Raw genomic sequence first — 15324 nt, 5'->3', positions numbered from 1 at the left:
ACCGGTCGGTGACCGCGGTGACATGGCCCAGGGTGATGTCACCGGCGGCCAGGTGACCGGCCAGGCGGGGCAGACCCGCCAGCCGGCGGGCGGTGGTGGTCTGGCGGGCGGTGGCTGAGTGGTCGGTGCCGGTGCGCCCCGCCAGCCACGACGACACGGTCACGGCACCGTCGGCCCGGTGGCCGCCACGCCGGTCGAAATCGGCCAGCAACGCCAGCTCACACGCGTCCAACCGAGCCCGCAGATGCGCCACCGCCACCAGGGCGTCGCCGACCACGTCCACGTGCTCACCGGCCAACCCGGGATCCGCCATCCCGCCGGGAACCCCCTCGCTCTCCTCCGTGTCTCCGGCGCGGCCTGGGATGGCGACCGTGGTGTCCAAGGTGGCGGTCGCGGCCAGGTTGTCGACCGCGTCGCCCAACGCGCCCACCGCTGCGCCCAACGGCGACCCCGGCGTCGTCGCGCAGCGGGTCAGACGGGCGCGGGCCTCGGTGGCGCGGGGGGCGCCGCCCATCGGCCACCCCCACGCGCCGGCGCCGTGAGGGTCACCGTCCACCCGCTCCTCGGCGGTGTCGGCAGCGCCGGTGTGGTAGCCGACGGGATCCTCGGCGGCGAGCAGGCCAGCGCTGCCTTGTCGGGTGGCGGTGCCGGAAGGGCGGCGGCGGGCGGGGCGGCAGGGTCGGGTACGCCCCGCTGTGGGGGCTGCTCCCGCCGCCGAACTGCCGTTGGATACGAACATATGTTCGAGTATAGGGGTTGGTGGAGGGGACCGCAAGGGCATTCACAGGTTTCTTGTTGATGACGGCACCCGTGTTCGGCTTACGTCGCGCCGCCCTCCCCGACGAGCTCGTCGGGCGTGGTGCCGGATAGAGTGGGTGCATGACCTGGCGGCTGCGGGATGCCATCGCTCCGAGGCTGGCGGGGGCGGTGCTGCTCGGCGTTGCGACGCTGCTCGGGCCAAGGGCCGCATGAGGAGCTGACGCATGGACGTCGAGGCCGTGCTCGACGCGAGCATCGCAGGTCGATGACCCCGCCCCGGCAGGTGGGCACGACGGAAGAGGGCACGCGCCTGTCCGCTCCCTTCTCCGGTCCGGTGGCACCGTGGCGGTTCTGGGGGCCCTACGTCGGTGACCGGGCGTGGGCCACCGTGCGTGAGGACTACAGTCCGGACGGCTCCGCATGGACCTCCCTCACCCACGACCTGGCACGGAGCAAGGCGTACCGCTGGGGTGAGGACGCCATCGCCGGCATCTGCGACCGCTACCAGAAGCTGGTGCTCGGCGTGGTGCTGTGGAACGGGCGCGACCCGATCCTGAAGGAGCGCTTCTTCGGGCTGACTCCCCAGGAGGGCAACCACGGGGAGGACGCGAAGGAGCACTGGCACTACCTCGACGCCACGCCCACCCACAGCTACCTGCGGATGCTCTACCGCTATCCCCAGGCGAGGTTCCCCTACGAACAGCTGGTCGACGAGAACCGGCGTCGCGCGGGCCGCGGCCCGGAGCTCACGCTCGCGGACACCGGCGTGTTCGACGACGGGCGCTACTTCGACGTCGAGGTCGAGTACGCCAAGGCCTCCCCGCACGATCTCTGCGTGCGCATCGAGGTCCGCAACGCCGGCCCGGAGGACGCCGAGCTGCACCTGCTGCCCCAGCTGTGGTTCCGCAACATCTGGTCGTGGGGGCCGGCGGCCGGCTGTCCCCCTCGCATCGCTCGCGTCGACGACCACGACGGGCTGTCCGTGGTGGCGGCCGACGACGGGGACAGCACACGCCTCGACGGGCTGCGGTTCGACTTCCGGGTCGGCCGACGGCTGCTGTTCGGCCCGCAGGCGCATCGCGTGCTGTTCACCGACAACGAGACGAACGCCGAGCGCGTGTACGGCCCGCCGGCCACCAGCCGGTCGCCCTACACCACGGACGCCTTCCACCGCCACGTCGTGGCGGGCGCGGACTGCGTCAACCCCGACGGCGAGGGCACCAAGGCCGCGCTCTGGTACCGCGTGACGGTTCCCACGCAGGGGTCCTTCGTGCTGCGCCTGCGGTTCACCGACGCGCCGGTGGCCGCCGGACTGGACGACGTGGACCGGGTGGTGGCCGCACGGCGCGGCGACGCCGACGAGCTGTACGCCGCGGTGCACCCCGTACGGGCCACCGCCGACGAGCGCGCGGTGCAGCGCCAGGCCCTGGCCGGGATGCTGTGGAGCAAGCAGGTGTACATCTTCGATGTCGCGACGTGGCTCGACGGCGACGACCCGTCGAACCCGCCGCCGGCATCACGGCGCGGTGTGCGCAACGCCCACTGGCGCCACCTGAACTCCATGCGGGTGCTGACGATGCCCGATGCGTGGGAGTACCCCTGGTTCGCCGCGTGGGACCTCGCGTTCCAGTGCGTGACCCTGGCGCTCGTGGACCCCGAGTTCGCCAAGGAGAACCTGTGGGCGCTGCTCTTCGAGCAGTTCCAGCACCCCAACGGCCAGATCCCGGCCTACGAGTGGGAGTTCAGCGACCTGAACCCGCCCGTGCACGCCTGGGCGTGCTGGGAGGTGTACCAGGCCGGGAAGCGCCAGGGGGAGGCGGACCGCGCGTTCCTCGAGCGCTGCTTCCACAAGCTGCTCATCAACTTCGCCTGGTGGGTCAACCGGGTGGACCGGGAGGGCAACAACGTCTTCGAGGGGGGGTTCCTCGGGCTGGACAACATCAGCGTGGTGGACCGCAGCGAGCCGATGCCCGACGGCGCCGTGCTGCAGCAGTCCGACGCGACCGGGTGGATGGGTGCCTTCTGCCTGTCGCTGATGCGCATCGCCCTCGAGCTGTCGGAGGAGAACGACGCCTACGAGGTCCTGGCGACCAAGTTCTTCCAGCACTTCGTCTACATCGTCGGGGCAAGCAAGCGCATGGGCGGCCGCGACTACCAGCTGTGGGACGAGGAGGACGGCTTCTTCTACGACGTGCTGCGCTACCCCGGCGGGGAGTTCCACAAGTTCCGGCTGCGCTCGCTGGTGGGTCTCATCCCCCTCTACGCCGTCGAGGTGCTGGACGGCGACGACCTCGTGAGCCGGCCCCACTTCCGGGAGAACCTCGAGTGGTTCCTCGAGCACCGGCGCGACCTGGTCGGCGACTCCTGCTTCGACACCGTGGGGGACGGCTCCCGCTACGTCCTGTCGATGGTCAGCCCGCCGCAGCTCGCGCGCGTGCTCCAGCGCCTCTGGGACGACGAGGAGTTCCTCTCGCCGTACGGCCTGCGCAGCCTGTCGAAGTACCACGAGCACGCGCCCTACCGGCTCGGCGGCGCGGTGGTCGGCTATGAGCCCGCCGAGGCCGTCGCGAAGCTCAAGGGCGGCAACTCGAACTGGCGGGGCCCGGTGTGGTTTCCGACCTCCTACCTGCTCATCCGCTCCCTGAGGCGGTTCTCGGAGGCCTTCGGCGACGCCTTCGCCGTCGTCACGCCCGCGTCGAGCGGCCAGCCGATCACGCCGGCGGAGATGGCCGAGGAGACCGCGAACCGCATGATCCGCCTCTTCACGATCGAGGACGGGCGCCGCGCCTTCTGGGGGCACCGGCCGCAGCTGTGGTCGCAACCCTCCTGGCGGGACACACTGCTGTTCCACGAGTACTTCCACGGCGACACGGGAGCCGGGCTCGGAGCCGCGCACCAGACGGGCTGGACCGGCCTCGTCGCCAACCTGATCGACGAGTGGCGCCGCTGACCGGCCTCAGAGCGCGCTCAGAGGCGGTAGGACATCCGGGCGGTCACCACGGCGTCGGCCAGCTGGGCGTACAGCGACGCATTGTCGATCGCGATCGCCGCGAGGGCGGCCAGCGCCTGCGCCACCTCCACGTCGCGGGGGGTGAACCCGCCGGGGTCGCGCTTGTTGATGACCTCGACGACCCCGACGGCCCGGTCCTTGGCGAGCAGCGGCACGGCGATGAGGTTGCGCGTCTCGAAGCCGACGGCCTCGGCGACGTCGCTGAAGAAGCGGTCGTCGGACTCGGGGTCGTCGATGACCGCGGCCTGGCGGTTGGCCAGCGTCCACCCGGCGATGCCGGCGCCGGCGGGGATGCGGGTCTTGGCGACGCTGTCACCGACGTCGCCGGTCGCGACCTCGATGACGAGCTCGTCGGACTCCTCCTCCAGCAGCATCAACGAGCTGGTCTCCGCATCCAGCAGATCGGCGGCCGACGCCATGATGAGCTGCAGCAGCTCGTCGAGGTTCAGCGTCGAGTTCAGGCGGACGGCCAGGTCCACCAGCTGCGCGCGGATCTGGGTCTCCGTGGCAAGGCGGTTCTGGAGATCCTCGACCCGGTCGTCATCGGGACCGGTACCCGCGGTTGCCTCGGACATGTCCTCTCCCTTCGGTCCCGACGTCGGTCCCGACATCACTGGCTCATGTGCTGCTCGACGAAGTCCGTGTAGAAGTCGCCGGTGCGGAACGTCGGGTTGGCGCAGACCCGCTGGTGGAAGCCGATGGTGGTCTTGATGCCGGGACCGCCGACGCGGAACTCGCCGAGGGTCCGGGCCATCCGATCGATCGCCTGCGTGCGGTCGGGGGCCCAGACGATGAGCTTGGCGATCAGCGAGTCGTAGTACGGGCTGACCATCCATCCCGGGTAGCAGTGCGAGTCGACCCGCGTCCAGGGACCACCCGGCGGGACGTACTCCTCGATGCGGCCGGCAGCCGGCGTGAAGCCATGATCCGGATCCTCGGCGTTGATCCGGCACTCGATGGCATGGCCCCGCAGCTCCACGTCGTCCTGCGCGTGGGACAGCGGCTCGCCCTGCGCGACCAGGATCTGCTCCTTGATGAGGTCGATGCCGGTGACCAGCTCGCTGACCGGGTGCTCGACCTGGATGCGGGTGTTCATCTCCATGAACCAGAACTTGCCCTCGTCGTCGAGGAGGAACTCCATGGTGCCCGCGCCGGTGTACCCGATCGACAGGGCCCCCTCCACCGCCGCAGCGCCGATCGCCTCGCGCTGCTCCGGCGACAGGTGGATGGAGGGCGCTTCCTCGATGAGCTTCTGGTGACGGCGCTGCACCGAGCAGTCCCGCTCGCCGAGGTGAATGCCCGTGCCGTGGTTGTCGCAGAGGATCTGGATCTCGGTGTGGCGCGACCTGCGCAGGTAGCGCTCGATGTAGACCGCGCTGTCCTTGAACAGCGACTGCGCCAGGGCACGCGTCGTCTGGTAGTCGTGGCGGACATCCTCCGAGCGTGACACGACCGTCATGCCCCGGCCGCCACCGCCGGCCGCCGCCTTGATGATCACCGGGTAGCCGATGCCGTCCGCGATGTCCTGCGCCTCGTCGGCGGTGGCCACCGGCTCGATCGTGCCCGGCAGCAGCGGGAGACCCGCCTTGGTCATCAGCTGGCGGGCGACCGCCTTGTTGCCCATGCGCTCCATGACGTCCGGCCGCGGTCCGATGAAGGTGATGCCGTGGTCGGCGCAGATCTCCGCGAAGAAGGGATCCTCGGAGAGGAACCCATAGCCCGGGTGGATGGCGTCGGCACCGGTCTTCAGGGCGGCGCCCACGATGCTCGGGATGTGCAGGTAGCTGCGCGCCGTCGCCGGGGGACCGATGTGGACCGCTTCGTCGGCGAATCGCACCACCGCGGACTCGGCGTCCGCGCTGGAGTAGACGGCCACGCACGCGATCCCCATCTCGCGGCAGGCGCGGGCGATCCGCAGGGCGATCTCCCCGCGGTTGGCGATCAGTACTTTGTCGACCACAGCCACCCCATCATGGCGCCTCGCCGGCCGGTTCGATGACCATGAGCTCCTGGCCGAACTCGACCATCTCACCATCCGACACGAGGATCTTGGTGATCGTCCCGGCCTGTTCGGCCTGGATGTTGTTCATGATCTTCATGGCTTCGATGATCCCGACGTCGGCGCCCGCCTCGACCTCGTCGCCCTCCTCGACGAACGGGTCGGCCGAGGGATCCGGTGAGCGGTAGAAGGTGCCGACGAGGGGGGCCACGATGACGTGGCGCCCTTCGGTGTCCTCCTCCGCGACGGCGCTGTCGGGGGCGGCGCCGGGGTGCGCCGGGACGACCATCGCACCCCCGGTGGCCTCGTGCCACACCACCTCGACCTGGTGGTCACCCGCGCTGATCGAGATCTTGCTCAAAGGGCCCCGTAGACCGGAGGCCAACGTGCGTGCCTCCTCGCAGAGCGAGCGCACGAGCGCATCCCCGGCAGGCTTGTCGTCTGTCATTCGTCTCGCTCCCGTGCGGGTAGGAGGGGTTGCTCACCCGGAGTGCCGAACATCCTGAAGCGTTGGTAGCGCTGCTCGACGAGGGTCTCGGGTGACAGGGGAAGGAGCTCGTTCAGGCAGGTCACCAGCGCCTCCTTGAGGTTGGCGGCGGTCGTGACAGGGTCCCTCGGGGCCCCGTCCTCGGGCTCGGGGACGATGCCGTCCATGACCCGCAGCCGCAGCAGATCGGGTGCGCGCACCCGCAGCGCCTGCGCTGCCTGGGGGGCCGCGGCCGCATTGCTCCACAGGATGACCGAGCAGCCCTCGGGGCTGATCACCGAGTAGTAGGCGTTCTCGAGCATGAGCACCCGGTCGCCCACCGCGAGGGCGAGCGCCCCGCCGCTGCCGCCCTCGCCGGTGACGACCACCACGATGGGCACCGGCAGGCGGGCCATCTCCATGATGTTGCGGGCGATGGCCACCGCCTGGCCCCGCTCCTCGGCACCCAGACCAGGGAAGGCGCCCGGGGTGTCCACGAGCGTCACGATCGGCATGCCGAACTTGGCCGCGTGCTGCATCAAGCGCAGCGCCTTGCGGTAGCCCTCCGGCTCCGGCATCCCGAAGTTGCGGGTGACGAGCTCGTTCGTGCTGTGGCCCTTCTGGTGGCCGATCAGCACGACGCTGAGTCCCTCGAGGCTTGCCAGGCCCCCGACGATGGAGGCGTTCTCGGCATAGAGCCGATCCCCGTGCAGCTCCTGGAAGTCGTCGAAGATGAACCCGGCGTACTCGAGCGTCGTCGGCCGCCCGATGTCGCGAGCCATCATCACGACATCCCAGGCCGGCCGATCCGCGAGCGCGTCGGGATCGGTCAGCATCGGGGAGCCCTGCCCGGTCGGCAGCTCGTCGGGGGGCTCCGCCGCGTGGAAGCGCAGCAGCTTGGTCAACGCGTTGCGGAGGTTCTCGCGCGGGACGACGAGGTCCAGCATCCCGTGCTCGAGCAGGAAGCCGGATGTCTGGAAGTCCTCCGGCAGCTGCTGGCGGATGGTCTGCTCGATGACCTGTGGACCCGCGAAGCCGATCAGGGCCTTCGGCTCGGCGATGAGCACGTCGCCGAGCATCGCGAACGACGCCGTGACGCCACCGAAGGTGGGATCGGTGAGCAGGCACGCGGACAGCACGCCCTCCTCGCCGAGGCGTCCGAGGGCCTGGCTGGTCTTGGCCAGCTGCATGAGCGAGATGCAGCCCTCCTGCATGCGCGCGCCACCCGAGGCGGCGATGATGAGCAGCGGCGTGCGGCTCTCCAACGCCTCCTCCGCGGCGCGCGTGATGATCTCCCCGACGGCTCCGCCCATGCTGCCACCCATGAAGGCGAAGTCCATGGCGGTGACGACCACGTCGAAGCCGCCGATGGCACCCCGACCGTAGACGGCCGCGTCACGCCGGCCGGTCTTGCGCCTGGCCGCCTCGAGGCGTTCGGTGTAGGCCCGGGAGTCCGTGAAGCCCAGGGGGTCCGCGCCCTCGAGGTCGACGTCGCGCTGCTCGAAGGAGTCGGGGTCGAGGAGCTGGGTGAGGCGGTCGGCCACCGACATGCGGAAGTGGTAGCTGCACTCGGGGCACACGCGCAGGTTGCGCGCCAGTCGCTTGGCGTAGACGAAGGCGTCACAGGACGGGCACTTCAGCCACTGGGAGGCCGCCGCGGCTGCCGCGGCTGCACGGGGTGGTGCGACATCCTGCGTCACGTCGTCATGTCCTCACCCTTGGAGCGCTTCAACGTGGACCTGGCGGTGCTGCGCCCGGCGTTCCACCATCCGGCGTTCGATCTCCTCGCGCGGTGGCGCGGGACGGTCCGCATCCCCGAAAAGCTGCGCCGTCACGAAGGCGAGGACGTCGGTGGTGAGCTGGTGGCGATCGAGGGCCGACGCCGAGATCGCGAGGTCAAGGGCGCGCCGCCACCGATCACGGCGGATCTCGACCTCGATCATGCCGTGGTAGGCGTACACCGCGTCGCCGGGCTCCGCGTCGAGGTCACGCAGCCGCCGGAACGCGTCGAGCGCCGCGTCGAACTCGCCCAGGTCGAGGTAGAGGTCGGCGAGGTCGATCATGGTCAGCACGTCGTCGGGCTGCTGGGCGGCGATCTTCTCCGCAGCGTCGAGGGCCGCGCGCGGGCGGCCCGCGACCCGGCACATCTCCACGAGGCTGCGCAGGGGAGCGACGTCGTCCGACTGGGTCGCCGCCCCAGTCAGCACGGTGACGGCCTCGTCCACGTCGCCCTTGGCGAAGACGACGTGTGCGAGGGCGACCTGCGTCGTCGGGTCGGCACCACCGAGGCGCAGCGACTCCCGCAAGGCCCGGTCGGCGGCGAGGAGGTCCCCGTCGTTGACGAGGGCCAGCCCGAGGTCACGCCACACCGCGGCATCGTCGGGCTGCAGCTCCGTCAGGCGGCGCAGCAACGCAGCCGCGTCGTCCGCGCCGGCGTCGAAGGCCGCCTCGGCCCGTCCCCTGAGATCTTCGAGCCCCTCGTCCACCCGCTTGCCCACCCCTGCTCCCGCGCCCTCCCGGCGCAGGTGACCCGACGCCGTGACGCCGCCATCGTGGCGCCTGGTCCGGGGCCGGTCAAGTCCCTGATCCAGCCGCCGCGCACACACCCGCCTTGTTCCCCTTCGTGCCCCGCCACGAGCCCGCCGCTCGGACCTCGCGGACAGCGCGCCTGCCGTCGGCCCCGTATGGTCGCCCGGTACGGGAACGCAACCCTTGGGAGGGCAGGCATGCGCGCAGCTTCCCGGGCGCGGCTGGCCGTCATCGACGTCGGCGGCACGATGGTCGCCGAAGGATGGTTGGTCAGCGCCGCGGTCCAGTCCGCGCTGGCCGAGGCCGGCATCCCGGCGACGGCCACGCTCCTCGACGAGCTGCGGGGTCGCAACCGCAAGGCCGCGCTGGAGGCTGCCGCCAGAGCCGCAGGCGTGGACCCGGTGGTGGCGGGCAAGGCGCTGGGCGGGTTCGCCACCCAGGTGCGCCACGACATCCTTGACGGCCGCTACCGACCGCTGCCCGGGGTGGGACACGCCCTTGCCTGGTTGCGGCGGGCGGGCGTGCTGGTCGTGGCGACGACGAACTTCGCGGTCGAGCTGCGAAGCCAGCTCCTCGCGGTCACCGGTCTCGACGCCTACCTCGCCGGTACGGTGTCCTCGGGGGAGCTGGCGGGCACCGACGAGGGGTCGATGACCGGGATGGCGATGCGCCGCGCCGGGGTCACCAACCCCGCGGAGGTCGCCTGCATCGGGGACACGGCGGGCGATCTCGCCGCCGGCCGCGAGGCCCGTGTGGGCTGGAACTTCGGTGTGCTCACCGGCCGTGACGACCTCGTGCGGCTCGACCCGCAAGCCGGCGACGTGATCGTCGCCAACGTCTCCGAAGCGGTGGCCTACCTGCTCGGCGGCCCCCTTTCGCGTCCCCGCACGTTCACGGAAGGCTCGAGCATGGAACACTAAGGTGGTGACGAATCCTGACGAGCAATGGGGCGAGACCATGGACCCGTCCACCGACGCTGAGACGAGCCCGCCCGACGGGGCGTCGACGACGGCTGCTCCCTCCGAGCCCGCCTTCGACCGCAGCATCCCGCGGAAGCTGGTCCACAAGGCGGGGCCCGAGGCCGTCTGGCTGACCGAGATCGCCCAGGTGGGTGAGCACCACTACCGCTGCGCCGGCCACGTGCCACGGACCCACACCCTGGTCAACGATGCGGCGGAGCCCGCGCACACCTACTACGACCTCGCCTTCCTGACCGAGCTCGGTCGCCAGGCCGGCATCGCCACGATGCACGAGTACGAGGGCGCGCCGGTGGACTGGGCGACGGTCTTCCTGAAGTTCGACCTCGAGCTCGTCGATCCCGTCCCCAACGCTCGCAGCCCGGGACCGGTGCCGGTCATCGTGGACGTGCGCTACCGCAACCGCGAGACGGAGGAGGGCGGCCTCACGGTCCTCGCGGAGCTCACTTTCGAGATCGACGGCGTGGTCCGGGCGCGGGCCACCAGCATGGCGTCGGCCTACGAGAAGGGTCCCTACAAGGCGTGGCGCCGGGACATGCGCGACGACAAGCCGCTGACCGACCACGAGCCGCGGGTCGTCGAGCCCATCGCACCCGAGCGGGTCGGCCGCCGCGATCCCGACAACGTCATGATCGGCGAGCTCCGCAACGGTGCGGCGCCGGGGGCCTACCGCTGCGCCGCGCACGTCGACACGCTGCACCCGCACTTCTTCGAGCACCCGATGGACCACATCCCCGGTGTCGTCCACCTCGAGGTCATGCGCCAGGCGGCGCTCGTGGCGGCCCATGACCACCACGGCGTCTCCCCGGCGGGCGCGACCATCGCGTCGGCGCGCACGAAGTTCCTCGGCTTCGCCGAGCTCGAGCTGCCACTCGACTGCGACGTGGCGGTCGGCCGGGCCACACCGGAGCAGGACGGCGTGCTGGCCGTGCCCGTGAGCCTGACGCTGTCCCAGCCCGGCAACCCGAAGGTCACGACCGCCAGGATGGTCGTCCGCGGCTTCTCCGGCTAGTGGGGGCGCTGCCGCTTCGCTACTTGAGCGCCTAGCCGGCGAGCTCGGGCAGCACCTTCTCCAAGCGGCGGACCTGACCGGCGCTGTGGACCGTCAGGTCCGGGTTGACCTTCATAGAGAAGCCGGAGAGGACCCGCCCCGGTCCGACCTCGACGAAGGTGTCGTAGCCGTCACCGGCCAGGAGCCGCAAGGTGGCGGTCCACTGGACGGAACCCGCCACCTGTCGGTGCAGGGCCGCCTTCACCTCGTCGGCGGTGCGCACGTAGTCGCCGGTCACGTTGGCCACCACCGGCAGGGTGGGGTCTCGGAACGTGCAGGCGTCCAGGGCCGCGGCGAACTCGTCGGCCAGCACATCCATCAGGCTGCAGTGGAAGGGCGCGCCCACCTGGAGCTTGACCACGCGGGCGCCGGCCTCGTCGGCGAGGCTCATCGCGGCCTCCACCGGTTCGTCCTGGCCGGAGATCACCGTCTGCTCGGGCTCGTTGTAGTTGGCCGGTTCGACGATGCCGCCGCTTGACTCGCGAGCCGCTGCGCAGAACTCCTCGACCGCCTCCGGCGGCGGGCCGATGATTGCGGCCATTGCTCCGGGCGTGCGCTGGTCCACGCCCGCCATGAGCTCGCCACGGCGGCGGACCAGCCGCAGCCCGTCGGCGAAGTCCAGGACCCCGGCGCACACCAGCGCCGAGTACTCGCCCAGGCTGTGCCCCGCGACCGCCGCCGGCTCGACACCGTTGGCGCGCAGGACATCGAGGATCGCCATGCTGACGAGGAAGATCGCCGGCTGGGTGTTGTCGGTCCGGCGCAGGTCCTCCTCCGGACCTTCGAAGCACAGCGTGGAGATCGGGAAGCCGAGGATCTCGTCGGCGGCGTCGAAGTACCGCGACTGCAGCTCGGGGTAGCGGTCCACGAAGTCTCGACCCATGCCGACCTTCTGAGATCCCTGCCCCGGGAACATGAACACCGTCCGTGTCATCGTCGTCTCCCCTGTCGCGTGGACCTATCGAATCGTCCCCGAGGCGATGCCGTCAAGCGTCGCGCTTGACGCGTCCGCAGCGGCGGTCGACACTCGACGGGCATGGCGGTCGCCGCGCGACCGCCGCACTTCGAGGGGGAGTGTCGCACGTATGGATGTCGCGGCTCTGCGGGAGTGTCGCGTCTTCGACACCTTGGACGACGCCGAGGTCGCCGAGATCGCCACGCTGGTTGAGCGGGTGGACGTCGCCGTGGGCGACGTCGTCTTCGGGCAGGGCGACGTGGCGACGCACCTGTACGTCGTGGCGGCGGGCAGCCTTGAAGTGGTCCATGACGACCACGTGGCGGCACGGCTGGGGGCCGGCGGGGTCTTCGGCGAGATGGCCCTGTTCAACCGTCAGCGGCGGGTCGCCACGATCCGGGCGGTCCACGACACGACGCTGCTCGCCATCAGCGACGAGCGCCTGCAGCCGCTCGTCCTGCGGCAGCGTCCCGCGGCGGTCAAGCTCGTGCAGCAGCTCGGCGCGCTCCTGGGCGATCGGCTGCGCGGCCTGGACCTGCACCTGGCCGAGCGGGCCGTCGATCACGACTCGGCGCTGGCGGTGGCCCTCGCCGAGTACCGCCAGCTGCGTCAGGAGATCCTCTCGAACTGGGCGCTCGCGTACCACTCGCTGGGCAAGCCCGGCAAGCTCGCGGTCGCGTCCACCAAGCCGAGCGCGACCGCCGCGGATCTCTCGGTGGCCTACTCGCCTGGGGTCGCCGAGCCATGCGTCGCAATCCACGACGATCCAGACCGCGCCTATGCCTACACGGGCAAGGGGCACCTCGTGGCGGTGGTCAGCAACGGCACCGCGGTGCTCGGACTGGGCAACATCGGGGCGCTGGCGTCCAAACCGGTCATGGAGGGCAAGGCGGTCCTGTTCAAGCGGTTCGCCGATGTGGACGCCTTCGACATCGAGGTGGACGAGACCGATCCTGCGGCCTTTGTGGACACCGTCGTGCGCATCGCGCCGACCTTCGGCGGCATCAACCTGGAGGACATCGCCGCGCCGGACTGCTTCTGGATCGAACGGGAGTGCAAGCGCCGCCTGGATATCCCCGTCATGCACGACGACCAGCACGGGACCGCCATCATCATCGGCGCGGCGCTGATGAACGCCCTGGAGCTGGTCGGCAAACGGATCGAGGACGTGCGGGTCGTGTTCTCGGGTGTCGGCGCGGCGGGCTTCGCGTCGGCCGTCTATCTGCTCGGCCTCGGGGTGCGGCGGGAGCACCTGGTGATGACCGACCGCAAGGGGGTGGTGTTCACCGGCCGCGCCGGCCACGACTACCTGCAGGACGTGGCCAGCGACACTGCGGCGCGCACCCTGGCCGAGGCGGTGGAGGGTGCCGACGTGTTCGTCGGTGTGAGCGCGGCCGGCGTGCTCAGCCCGGACATGCTCCGATCGATGGCGCCGACACCGATCGTGTTCGCCCTGGCGAACCCGGTGCCCGAGATCGACCCCGGCGTGGCGCGGGAGACCCGCGCCGGCGTGATCATCGCCACCGGGCGCAGCGACCACCCGAACCAGGTCAACAACGTCCTGGCGTTCCCGTACATCTTCCGGGGCGCATTGGACATCCGTGCCACCGCGATCACCGAGGGCATGAAGCACGCCGCCAGCCGGGCCATCGCGGCTCTCGCTCAGCAACCGGTCACCGCGGACGCCGGCTACGCCCCCGGGGACTTGGCGTTCGGGCACGAGGCGCTCATCCCCAAGCCCTTCGACCGGCGACTGCTGCCGGAGGTCGCCTCCGCCGTCGCAGCGCAGGGCCTGCGCGACGGCGTGGCGCGAACGGATCTGGATCTCGACCAGTACGCCGTCGACCTCCGGGAGTGGCCCCGCCAGTGAGCCGGTGGGCCGTTCACACGGTCAGGATGGTCGTGGTCGGCTCGTCGCCCTCGCGCGCACCCGACCCGGTGCCCAACCCGGCGATCGCCAGGATGTGGTGGCCGGGTTCGGCAAGCCCCATGTCGCGCACGAGCTGCCGGGCGACGGCGCGGTAGGACTCGCCGGTCACCTGGTCGACGACCTTCGGCTCGACGCCCCACAGGAGGGCGCACTGCAGCATCGTGCGCTGCGAGGAGGTGACCGCGAGCAGGGGCGCGGCGGGCCGGGCGCTCGACAGCACCCGCGCCGTCCCGCCCTGCTCGGAGAACACCACGATCGCTCGGACGCCGAGGTCGCGCGACAGCTGGGCCACCGAACGGGCGACCGCATCGCCGAGGGCGTACCGGCCGGGGGCCTCCTCATCGGGCGTCAGGAATCCCCGGTCGGACCACAGGTGCGACTCCACCCGCCGGGCGATGCGGTCCATCATCGATACGGCCTCGACCGGATGGCGTCCGCTGGCGGTCTCGGCGGACAGCATGACGGCGTCCGCTCCGCTGAACACCGCGGTGGAGACGTCGGAGACCTCAGCGCGTGTGGGCTGCGGGTGCTCGATCATCGACTCGAGCATCTGCGTGGCCACGATCGCGGGCTTGCGGTGCGCACGGGCGAGGGCGACCAGCCGCTGTTGCGCGACCGGGACGTCCTCGGGCGGCAGCTCCACCCCGAGGTCGCCGCGTGCGACCATGATCCCGTCCGCCGCCGCCACGATGGCGTCGATCTCCTCCAGTGCTGCGGGATGCTCGATCTTGGCGATGACCCGGGCGGGCAGCTCGCCCCCGAGCACGGTGCGCAGCTCCGCCACGTCCTCGGGGCGGCGGACGAAGGACAGCGCGACGTAGTCCACCCCGAGGTCGGCGGCGAACCGGGCGTCCGCCCGGTCCTTGTCGCCCATGCAGGGTGCCGACAAGGCCAGGTCCGGCACGTTGATGCCCTTGCGGTCTTTCAGCACGCCGCCGTGCACGACGGTGCAGGCGATGTCCGGACCCTCGACCGCGTCGACCCGCAGCTCCAGCAGCCCGTCGGAGAGCAGGATCCTCACGCCGGGTCGCACGTCGGCGGCGAGCTCGGCGTACTGCGAGGGGATCAGGCCGGCGGTGCCGACCACGTCGCGCACGGTGACGGTCACCGGCTCGCCGTCGACCAGCGCGATCTGCCCGTCCTCGAAGCGCCCCACCCGGATCTTGGGGCCGCACAGGTCCGCGAGCACGGCCACCGGCGCGTCGAGGGCCGTTGCCGCCTGCCGCACACCGGCGTAGGTGGCCCCGTGGGTCGCGTGGTCGCCGTGCGAGAAGTTCAGCCGGAAGACGTTGACCCCGGCCAGGATGAGCTGCTCGATCGTCGCCGCATCCGCGGAGGAGGGCCCGAGTGTCGCCACGATCTTCGTGCGCCGCCGCTTCAGACGGACGGCCTGGTCCCAGGGCATGTCGCCGCCTCCCGTCACCGGCCGGCCGCTCGGCCGTCCCCGTGTGCGCCGATGGTACATCCCCGGGGCGCGACGCAAGCCGTATCCCGGTCACCTGGGTCGCGTGGGTCGCCAGTGACGTCGCTCACGTCACGACTGGTCCCGACGCCAATGCCCGTCCCTGGTCACCGGCCGGTAGATGGGGTCTCACAGGCTGTCGCAAAATGCGGTTTGGGGCGTGTCGCGGCCCGTTTTTCGTGACGT

Annotated in this window: 12 protein-coding genes; 4 read left to right on the top strand and 8 right to left on the bottom strand. The window is 71.1% G+C overall.

What is annotated here, in order from left to right; all coding sequences use genetic code 11:
* Positions 1-739: DUF222 domain-containing protein (locus WD250_16880; protein ID MEX2621890.1), on the bottom strand; the 739-nt coding region annotated here is incomplete at its 3' end.
* Between the two features lie 285 nt (positions 740-1024).
* On the opposite strand from WD250_16880, the gene WD250_16875 reads away from it, so the two are divergent.
* Complete coding sequence (locus tag WD250_16875; GenBank protein ID MEX2621889.1) at positions 1025-3709, top strand: hypothetical protein; 2685 nt, start codon at positions 1025-1027, stop codon at positions 3707-3709.
* Between the two features lie 17 nt (positions 3710-3726).
* On the opposite strand, the gene WD250_16870 is transcribed toward WD250_16875, so the two are convergent.
* From WD250_16870 to WD250_16850, 5 genes are read right to left on the bottom strand one after another with little or no spacing between them, the layout of a single operon-like run.
* The gene (locus tag WD250_16870; GenBank protein ID MEX2621888.1) at positions 3727-4344 is read right to left on the bottom strand and encodes a GAF domain-containing protein; all 618 of its coding nucleotides are present in this window, start codon (positions 4342-4344) and stop codon (positions 3727-3729) included.
* A gap of 35 nt (positions 4345-4379) precedes the next feature.
* Positions 4380-5729: an acetyl-CoA carboxylase biotin carboxylase subunit gene (accC, locus tag WD250_16865; GenBank protein ID MEX2621887.1), complete on the bottom strand. Its 1350-nt coding sequence runs from the start codon at positions 5727-5729 to the stop codon at positions 4380-4382.
* Between the two features lie 10 nt (positions 5730-5739).
* The gene (gene accB / locus WD250_16860; protein ID MEX2621886.1) at positions 5740-6216 is read right to left on the bottom strand and encodes an acetyl-CoA carboxylase biotin carboxyl carrier protein; all 477 of its coding nucleotides are present in this window, start codon (positions 6214-6216) and stop codon (positions 5740-5742) included.
* On the bottom strand, positions 6213-7934 hold the full coding sequence (locus WD250_16855) for an acetyl-CoA carboxylase carboxyltransferase subunit alpha (protein MEX2621885.1): 1722 nt from the start codon (positions 7932-7934) through the stop codon (positions 6213-6215). Before WD250_16855 ends, accB begins: the two co-directional genes overlap by 4 nt.
* Before the next feature lie 12 nt (positions 7935-7946).
* Positions 7947-8732 carry a tetratricopeptide repeat protein gene (locus WD250_16850; GenBank protein ID MEX2621884.1) on the bottom strand — a complete coding sequence of 262 codons (786 nt, stop codon included), beginning with the start codon at positions 8730-8732 and terminating at the stop codon, positions 7947-7949.
* A 228-nt stretch (positions 8733-8960) separates the two neighbouring features.
* Between WD250_16850 and WD250_16845 the strand changes: the two genes are divergently transcribed.
* Positions 8961-9683: an HAD family hydrolase gene (locus WD250_16845; protein MEX2621883.1), complete on the top strand. Its 723-nt coding sequence runs from the start codon at positions 8961-8963 to the stop codon at positions 9681-9683.
* Between the two features lie 4 nt (positions 9684-9687).
* Positions 9688-10752 carry an AfsA-related hotdog domain-containing protein gene (locus tag WD250_16840; protein MEX2621882.1) on the top strand — a complete coding sequence of 355 codons (1065 nt, stop codon included), beginning with the start codon at positions 9688-9690 and terminating at the stop codon, positions 10750-10752.
* Positions 10753-10783: 31 nt separating this feature from the next.
* Here WD250_16840 and fabD read toward each other — a convergent pair whose 3' ends face one another.
* Positions 10784-11725, bottom strand: coding sequence for an ACP S-malonyltransferase (gene fabD, locus WD250_16835; protein ID MEX2621881.1), 942 nt, complete (start codon positions 11723-11725; stop codon positions 10784-10786).
* A 151-nt stretch (positions 11726-11876) separates the two neighbouring features.
* Between fabD and WD250_16830 the strand changes: the two genes are divergently transcribed.
* Entirely contained in the window at positions 11877-13616 is a 1740-nt protein-coding gene (locus WD250_16830; protein MEX2621880.1) for a cyclic nucleotide-binding domain-containing protein, read from the top strand.
* Between the two features lie 13 nt (positions 13617-13629).
* Here WD250_16830 and pyk read toward each other — a convergent pair whose 3' ends face one another.
* Complete coding sequence (pyk, locus tag WD250_16825; protein ID MEX2621879.1) at positions 13630-15081, bottom strand: pyruvate kinase; 1452 nt, start codon at positions 15079-15081, stop codon at positions 13630-13632.
* Between the last annotated feature and the right edge of the window lie 243 nt (positions 15082-15324).

It is taken from the genome of Egibacteraceae bacterium (assembly GCA_040905805.1).
Classification (GTDB): Bacteria; Actinomycetota; Nitriliruptoria; order Euzebyales; family Egibacteraceae; genus DATLGH01.
This window is presented reverse-complemented; position numbering and strand designations above follow the sequence as displayed.